At 70.7% G+C, this 6,559-nt stretch carries 6 protein-coding genes; 3 read left to right on the top strand and 3 right to left on the bottom strand.

Annotation, left to right across the window (positions count from 1 at the left end):
- Nucleotides 1-32: 32 nt before the first annotated feature.
- The 3 genes from ACPT94_RS38165 to ACPT94_RS38155 form a co-directional block, all read right to left on the bottom strand.
- Nucleotides 33-464, bottom strand: coding sequence for a tetratricopeptide repeat protein (locus ACPT94_RS38165; protein ID WP_425247902.1), 432 nt, complete (start codon nt 462-464; stop codon nt 33-35).
- Between the two features lie 37 nt (nt 465-501).
- The gene (locus tag ACPT94_RS38160) at nt 502-1,608 is read right to left on the bottom strand and encodes an LLM class flavin-dependent oxidoreductase (RefSeq protein WP_425247901.1); all 1,107 of its coding nucleotides are present in this window, start codon (nt 1,606-1,608) and stop codon (nt 502-504) included.
- Between the two features lie 243 nt (nt 1,609-1,851).
- Entirely contained in the window at nt 1,852-2,841 is a 990-nt protein-coding gene (locus ACPT94_RS38155; RefSeq protein WP_360335579.1) for a pirin family protein, read from the bottom strand.
- 891 nt (nt 2,842-3,732) lie between these two features.
- Between ACPT94_RS38155 and ACPT94_RS38150 the strand changes: the two genes are divergently transcribed.
- The 3 genes from ACPT94_RS38150 to ACPT94_RS38140 all read left to right on the top strand — a co-directional run bounded on the left by ACPT94_RS38150 (nt 3,733) and on the right by ACPT94_RS38140 (nt 6,496).
- Nucleotides 3,733-4,851: a GNAT family N-acetyltransferase gene (locus ACPT94_RS38150; RefSeq protein ID WP_360335581.1), complete on the top strand. Its 1,119-nt coding sequence runs from the start codon at nt 3,733-3,735 to the stop codon at nt 4,849-4,851.
- A gap of 122 nt (nt 4,852-4,973) precedes the next feature.
- Nucleotides 4,974-5,267, top strand: coding sequence for a tautomerase family protein (locus ACPT94_RS38145; RefSeq protein WP_360335583.1), 294 nt, complete (start codon nt 4,974-4,976; stop codon nt 5,265-5,267).
- Between the two features lie 413 nt (nt 5,268-5,680).
- The gene (locus ACPT94_RS38140) at nt 5,681-6,496 is read left to right on the top strand and encodes an alpha/beta hydrolase (protein WP_360335585.1); all 816 of its coding nucleotides are present in this window, start codon (nt 5,681-5,683) and stop codon (nt 6,494-6,496) included.
- Nucleotides 6,497-6,559 lie beyond the last annotated feature (63 nt).

Raw genomic sequence — 6,559 nt, 5'->3', positions numbered from 1 at the left:
CCCCCCCCCCACTCATGTACGGCCCGCGCCGCTCAGTCGCCGTCCGCGAGGTCGCCCGTGAAGGCGGCAGCCATCCGCAGCCAGGGCGCCGCCTCGTCGTGGCGTCCCTGGCGTTCCAGGGTGCGGCCCAGCATCAGGTGGGCGTAGTGCTCCACCGGGTCGCGGTCGATGATCTCGCGCAACTGTTGCTCGGCGCGCCCCAGTTGCGCGGAGTGGTAGTAGGCCCGAGCCAGCAGCAGCCGGGGTCCGGTCTGCTCAGGGGCCTCCTCGACGACGGCGGCCAGCAGCTTGGCGGCCGCGATGTAGTCCCTGGCCGCGAAGAGCAGTTGGGCCCTCTCCCAGCGTTCGAGGGTGGTCTCCTCGTGTGGCACGCCGACGCCGTCGTCGAACAGGTGCAGGGCACTTGCCCAACGGTCGGGAGCGACTCCGTCGTTCGCCGGGTAGCCGTTGAAGTTGTCGGTCATCGTTCCTCAGTCCTCCCTGCCGGTCCCGTCGTGCGTGTCATGCCGCCGGTTCGGCGGTCTGCGCGCGCTCCGCGTCCCGGGCGGCGAGGAGCGAGGCGTGCGTGGGGGCGTCGGGCACGTCGGCCGGCCGGTTCCTGGCGAACTCCTCGCGCAGCACCGGGACGACCTCCTCGCCGAGCATGTCGATCTGCTCCAGCGCGGTCTTCAGCGGGACGCCGCCGCCGTCCACCGTGAACAGCTGGCGCTGGTAGTCGCCGGCGTACTCGCGGAAGGTCAGCGTCTTCTCGATGACCTGCTCGGGGGTGCCGACGGTCAGCGGGGTCTGCTCCATGTACTCCTCCATGGAGATCCCGCCGCCCATCACCGGCGAGTGGTCGAAGACCGGGCGGAACTCGCGGATCGCGTCCTGGGAGTTGCGGCGCATGTAGACGTGGCCGCCGAGGCCGACGACGGCCTGCTCGGGCGTGCCGTGCCCGTGGTGCGCGTACCGCTCCCGGTACAGGCTGATCAGCTTCTTGGTGTGCTCCTTGGGCCAGAAGATGTTGTTGTGGAAGAAGCCGTCGCCGTAGTACGCGGCCTGCTCCGCGATCTCCGGGGAGCGTATGGAGCCGTGCCAGACGAACGGCGGTACGCCGTCCAGCGGGCGCGGGGTCGAGGTGAACCCCTGCAGCGGCGTACGGAACGTGCCCTCCCAGTCGACGACGTCCTCGCGCCACAGCCGGCGCAGCAGGGCGTAGTTCTCGACGGCGAGGTTGATGCCCTGCCGGATGTCCTGCCCGAACCACGGGTAGACCGGCCCGGTGTTGCCGCGCCCCATCATCAGGTCGACCCGGCCGTCGGCCAGGTGCTGGAGCATCGCGTAGTCCTCGGCGATCTTCACCGGGTCGTTGGTGGTGATCAGCGTGGTGGCCGTGGACAGGATGATCCGCTCGGTGCGCGCCGCGATCCAGCCGAGCAGGGTGGTCGGCGAGGAAGGCACGAACGGTCGATTGTGGTGCTCGCCGGTGGCGAACACGTCCAGCCCGACCTCCTCGGCCTTCTGCGCGATGGCGACCATCGCCTTGATCCGCTCGTGCTCGGTCGGCGTACGACCCGTGCTCGGGTCGGTGGCCACATCGCCGACGGTGAAGATGCCGAACTGCATCGTCCTCAGCCCTTCCCATGGTTGATGCATCAACTATAGCTCCGCAACACGCCCCGGGACACCGTTATTCCGCTCTGTTCCGCGCCCGGACCGACCAGCCCGGCGACCCCGGTGGGGGCGGCCCACCCAGGCCACTTCTCCGCGCCGGCCGTCGACCAGGATCTCGTATCGGCGTTCGGCGTCCGCCCGCTGGACGATCCGGTTGGCGGAGGACTCGCTCATGGGGTGCCTTTCGTGCGGAGGTCAGCGACGCGGAGGATTCCCGCGCGGCCTGATGACGGCGTTGGGCAGGGCCGGTGCGGGAAGGCGCTCCCCCGGATAGCCTTCGACGGCGCCGAAGCGGTCGGAGGCCGCCTCCCAGTCCTCTCGGGCGCGGACGATGTCCTCGTGGCTGCGGCCGATGAAGTTCCACCACATGACGATCTCCTCCTCGAACGGAGGGCCTCCGAGAAGGATCGTCCGCGCCGGAGCGTCCGACTCGTTCACCACCGTCAGGGCGTCGACGCCGCAGGGGACGTAGCCGAGTTCGGCCGGGCTCAGCACGGTGTCGACCAGGCGGACGTCTCCGCTGTCCACGAGAAGGCCGTGTTCGAAGGCGGTGTCCACGGCCAGGGTGATCGCCGCACGCGGTTCGAGCGTGATCTCGGCGCCGAGCAGGGGCGTGAAGGTCCGCACCGGAGAGGTGCCGCCGGCGAGCGAGCCCAGGAAGACCCTGATCTCGGCCCCGTCGCCCCGCACCGGCTCGGGCACGTAGTGCTGGAAGTCCCGATCGGTGCTCCGGTGCTCCTCGGGCAGCGCCACCCACAACTGCACGCCGTGGATGACAGTGGTGTCCGGGGTGGAGATCTCCGAGTGGGCGATGCCGTGTCCGCCGGTCATGAGGTTCATCTCGCCCGGACGGACGAGGGCGCGGGTGCCGAGGGTGTCGCGGTGCTCGATCTCCCCGCTGAACAGCCAGCTCACCGTCTGCAGCCCGGTGTGCGGGTGCGGGGCGACGTTCATGCCACCCGTCGCGTCGGCGTCGACAGGGCCGTAGTGATCGGCGAAGCACCACGCTCCGATCAGTGTCCGGGCCCGCTGCGGCAGCGTCCGCCGCACGCGCATCGCACGCGGACCGCCCAGCGGCACCTCCCGCGCCGACAGCACATCGACCAGGGGCGCCCCGGCCGGCCGGTCGTCGTCGACCGGTGCCCCGCATCTCAACGCCGCGGGTTCGGTTTCCACGTTGCTCACCGAGACCACCTCTCACCCTTCATGGTTGTCACGTCAACCATCATGTCACGGGAACAGAGCGACGGCCACGGCTGGGCCCCACGCCTGCACCGGCGACCACGCCTGCCCCGCCACCCGGGGGAACGCCATGAACCCCTGCGCCCTCACCACCCTCAGATGCCGCGCAGCGTCACCAGGTGACCCCGAAGCGCCGCCGCGACGCGATCGGCCGCGGCGAGTTCGTCCGGCGTGAGGGACGAACAGCTCACGAACGGGGCCGGAACGGGTCGCGAGGGCTTGACGGGTGAAGACGGGCTCGGCCTACTGGTATGTGCAACCAGGCGTATGGGGGGACTCGTTCGGTGGCGATCCCGCGTGTCGGACCCGTTGGTCGAGCCTCCGCCGGGAGGCACTTGCGGGATCTGATCCTGCGGCGCCCATGGGTGGGCGCCGTGGTCGCGCTGGCTTCCGTGGTGTTGTTGCATCTCTTCGCTCCGGCCGTCACCGCGGGCTCGAACGCGGTGACGGGCACTGCGGTGGCGGTGGACGCCGGAGCCCAGGGCAGCGCACCGGGCGCCGAGGCCGAAGGGGCCGGCGAGGAATCGCCGTGCGAGGAGGATCCGTCGGTCCGTCGGATGGCGGCACGGTCGCCCAGGCCCGACGGAGCGACAGGGGCGAGGCGTGCGGCGCCCGGCGCCCCGGTACGGGGCTCGGCGCCGCATCGAGCCGGCGCGGACATCCCTTCGGCCGGAGTGACGGCGAGCCCGGGAACGGGACATTCCTCCCGGAGCGCCGCCGCCCTGCAGACATTCCGCTGCTGAGCAACGGCAGTACCGACAAGGGCCTGCACCGTGCGGCCTGCGTACTGCCGACGCCGCCGCACGGTCGTGAGCGGGCCTTCGTGTGTTCAGCATGTCGACGACACAGGAGGCGGACTTGCCCGGGAGAAAGCGCGTTCTCGTCCTGAGGCCGGAGGAACTGGGCCCGAACGACCACAAGGTGTGGCGGGAGATACGGACGGAGACCGGAACACCGGAGAATCCCTTTCTCGACCCGGTGTTCACCGCGACCGTCGGGCAGGTCAGGCCGGGAGCCAGGGTGGCGGTGCTGCAGGAGGACGGTGACCCGGTCGGTTTCTTCCCGTACGAGAGAGGCCCGTTGGGGCAGGGCCGGGCCATCGGGCTCGGGGTGTCCGACAGTCAGGGGGCCGTGGTGCGGCCCGGGCTGCGGCTCGACGCGCACGGGCTGCTCGCGGCCTGCGGGCTGTCGTCGTGGGAGTTCGACAACCTGGAGGCCGGTCAGGGCCTGTTCGTACCGCACGCCGCCGAGGAGCTCACCTCCCCCGTCGTCGACATCGACGAGGGATTCGAGCGCTACGCCGAAAGGCTGCGGGAGAGGTCGCGGGGGCTCCTCGGACAGACCCTGGCCAAGGAGCGCAAGCTCGCCCGGCAGGTCGGCGAGGTGCGTTTCGTGTACGACGCTCGGGATCCGGATGCGCTGCGGGCGCTGATGGGGTGGAAGTCAGCGCAGTACCGGCGCACGGGGCGGCGGGACAGGTTCGCGCAGGAGTGGATCACGCGCCTGGTGCGGCTGCTCGCGGAGAGCGACGAGCCCGGGTGCCGTGGGGTGCTGTCGGTGCTCTACGCCGACGGCCGGCCCGTGGCCGCGCATTTCGGGCTGCGCTCACGAACGGTGCTGTCCTGGTGGTTCCCGGCGTACGACCCCGCGTACGGCAAGTACTCGCCCGGCATCCTGCTGCAGCTGCGGATGCTGGAGGCCGCCGCGGCGGACGGCATCGGGATGGTGGACCTGGGCAGTGGGGCGGCTCGCTACAAGGAGTCCTTCAAGACCCGTGATCTGCGGGTGTACGAGGGCGCGGTGGTGCGTCCGGTGCCGGGCGGGGCCGTCTACCGGCTGCGGCGGCAACCGCCACGGGCCGCCCGTCGCTTCGTACGCAACCGCCCCTGCCTGGCCGGCGCCGCCGCACGAACGCTCGCGGAGTGGGGGCGGCTGCGCCACCGACAGCGGTGAGCACGTGCGGGCGGGAGTGCCTCGGATGCGGTCGGTGGGGCAGGCCGGCCACGCGGCACTCTCAGTCGCGGGACAGTACGCCCGATCCGGGAACGGGGGCGTAGGCCCGGAGCGCGAAGCGGGTGCCTCCCGCGCCCGTCACGCCCGGTGCCGGGCGTCGAAGTGCGACCCTCGACGCCGGCCTGGGCTTCGAACGAACCGATCGCCTGGTGATGATCCAGATCTTCACCCAGTCAGGACGCACCACCGAGGTCAAGCAACGCGTCTTCCGAACCGTCGCCGAGCAGTTGGAACCCCTTGGCATCAGCGGCGCGGACGTCTTCATCGGTATCGTCGAGAACGGCCCGCAGGACTGGTCGTTCGGCTACGGGCGTGCCCAGTACACCGAGGGTGCGCTGCCCGTCCCCGGTCGCTGAGACCGGCCGCCCGCCACCACCGCCGAGGTGTGACCACAGCCGCCCGGAAGCTTCTCCCTCCTCCGGCCGCCTGAAACGGCACACCTTGGCCCTTCCACTGATGCGAGCGCGAGCCGGCTGGGGGCGGTCCCCTTCGAATCCGCCGAGCCGGAACCGACCGAAGGCACGGTGGATCGCCCTGTACACCGGCGGCCTCGTCGCATGCGGCGACCGGGACGTCGACGAGAAGGTCTCCCGGCTGCGCACCGCCCACGGATGAAGGCGGCCGTGGTCTGTTCCTCGTCGCCCAGTCGACCCGCCGCTGGTGCACCCGCTGCACAACGACCGAAGCAGTGCCCTCCCTCGCTTGACCGGGCAACGATCCCGTCCTACCTTGGAGTGAACAGAACGTTCTATTCACTTTGGAGATTCAGATGACTGACACCTCGCCCGCCCGCACCGTCGTGCTGATCCACGGGCTCTGGATGACCCCGCGCAGTTGGGAGAACTGGATCGAGCGCTACGAGGCACAGGGCTACCGGGTCATCGCCCCCGCCTGGCCGGGTCTCGAGGGCGAGGTCGAAGAGATTCGGCGTGACCCCTCCCGCATCGCGGGGGTCGGCCTGCGCGAGGTCATCGCCCATTACGAGGAGGTCATCCGCGGCCTGGATGAACAGCCCGTCATCATCGGGCACTCCTTCGGCGGGGCCATCACGCAGGTGCTGCTGGACCGCGGCCTGGGCCGCGCCGGCGTCGCCATCGACTCGGCTCCCGTCAAGGGCGTCCTGCCGCAGCCGTACTCCACGGTGAGGTCGGTCTGGCCGGTGATCGGAAACCCCGCCAACAAGAACAAGGCCATCGCCCTGACCCCGAAGCAGTTCCACTACAGCTTCACCAACACGCTCAGCGAGGAGGAGTCCGCCGCCGTCTACGAGCGCTACCAGGTGCCCGGATCGGCCCGCGTGCTCTTCCAGGGCGCACTCGCCAACTTCAACCCCGGCGCCGCGACGAAGGTCGACTTCCGCAACCGGCGGCGCGCTCCCCTGCTGTTCATCGCGGGAGGGGCCGACCACATCGTGCCGGCGAAGGTGAACAGGGCCAACTGGCGCCTGTACCGCAAGTCTCCGGCCGTCACCGATTACCAGGAGTTCCCCGGCCGCTCCCACTTCACCCTGGGTCAGGAGGGATGGGAAGAAGTCGCCGACTACGCCCTTGGCTGGGCAGCCCACCACGACCTCACCCACGTCTGACAGCGGCGACCGCCGGCGCCGCCGCAAGTCCGCGCGGGGCGAGGCGGGGATGGTCGGCCGGCG

The sequence above is a fragment of the Streptomyces aurantiaciflavus genome, from assembly GCF_049808595.1.
Lineage (GTDB): Bacteria > Actinomycetota > Actinomycetes > Streptomycetales > Streptomycetaceae > Streptomyces.
The sequence above is the reverse complement of the archived record's forward strand: the minus strand, read 5'-3'. Positions and strand labels throughout refer to the sequence as shown.

Coding starts and splice junctions, on each gene's coding strand:
- ACPT94_RS38165 (WP_425247902.1), bottom strand. CDS start 464: ATGACCGACAACTTCAACGGCTACCCGGCGAACGACGGAGTCGCTCCC.
- ACPT94_RS38140 (WP_360335585.1), top strand. CDS start 5,681: ATGACTGACACCTCGCCCGCCCGCACCGTCGTGCTGATCCACGGGCTC.
- ACPT94_RS38160 (WP_425247901.1), bottom strand. CDS start 1,608: ATGCAGTTCGGCATCTTCACCGTCGGCGATGTGGCCACCGACCCGAGC.
- ACPT94_RS38150 (WP_360335581.1), top strand. CDS start 3,733: ATGTCGACGACACAGGAGGCGGACTTGCCCGGGAGAAAGCGCGTTCTC.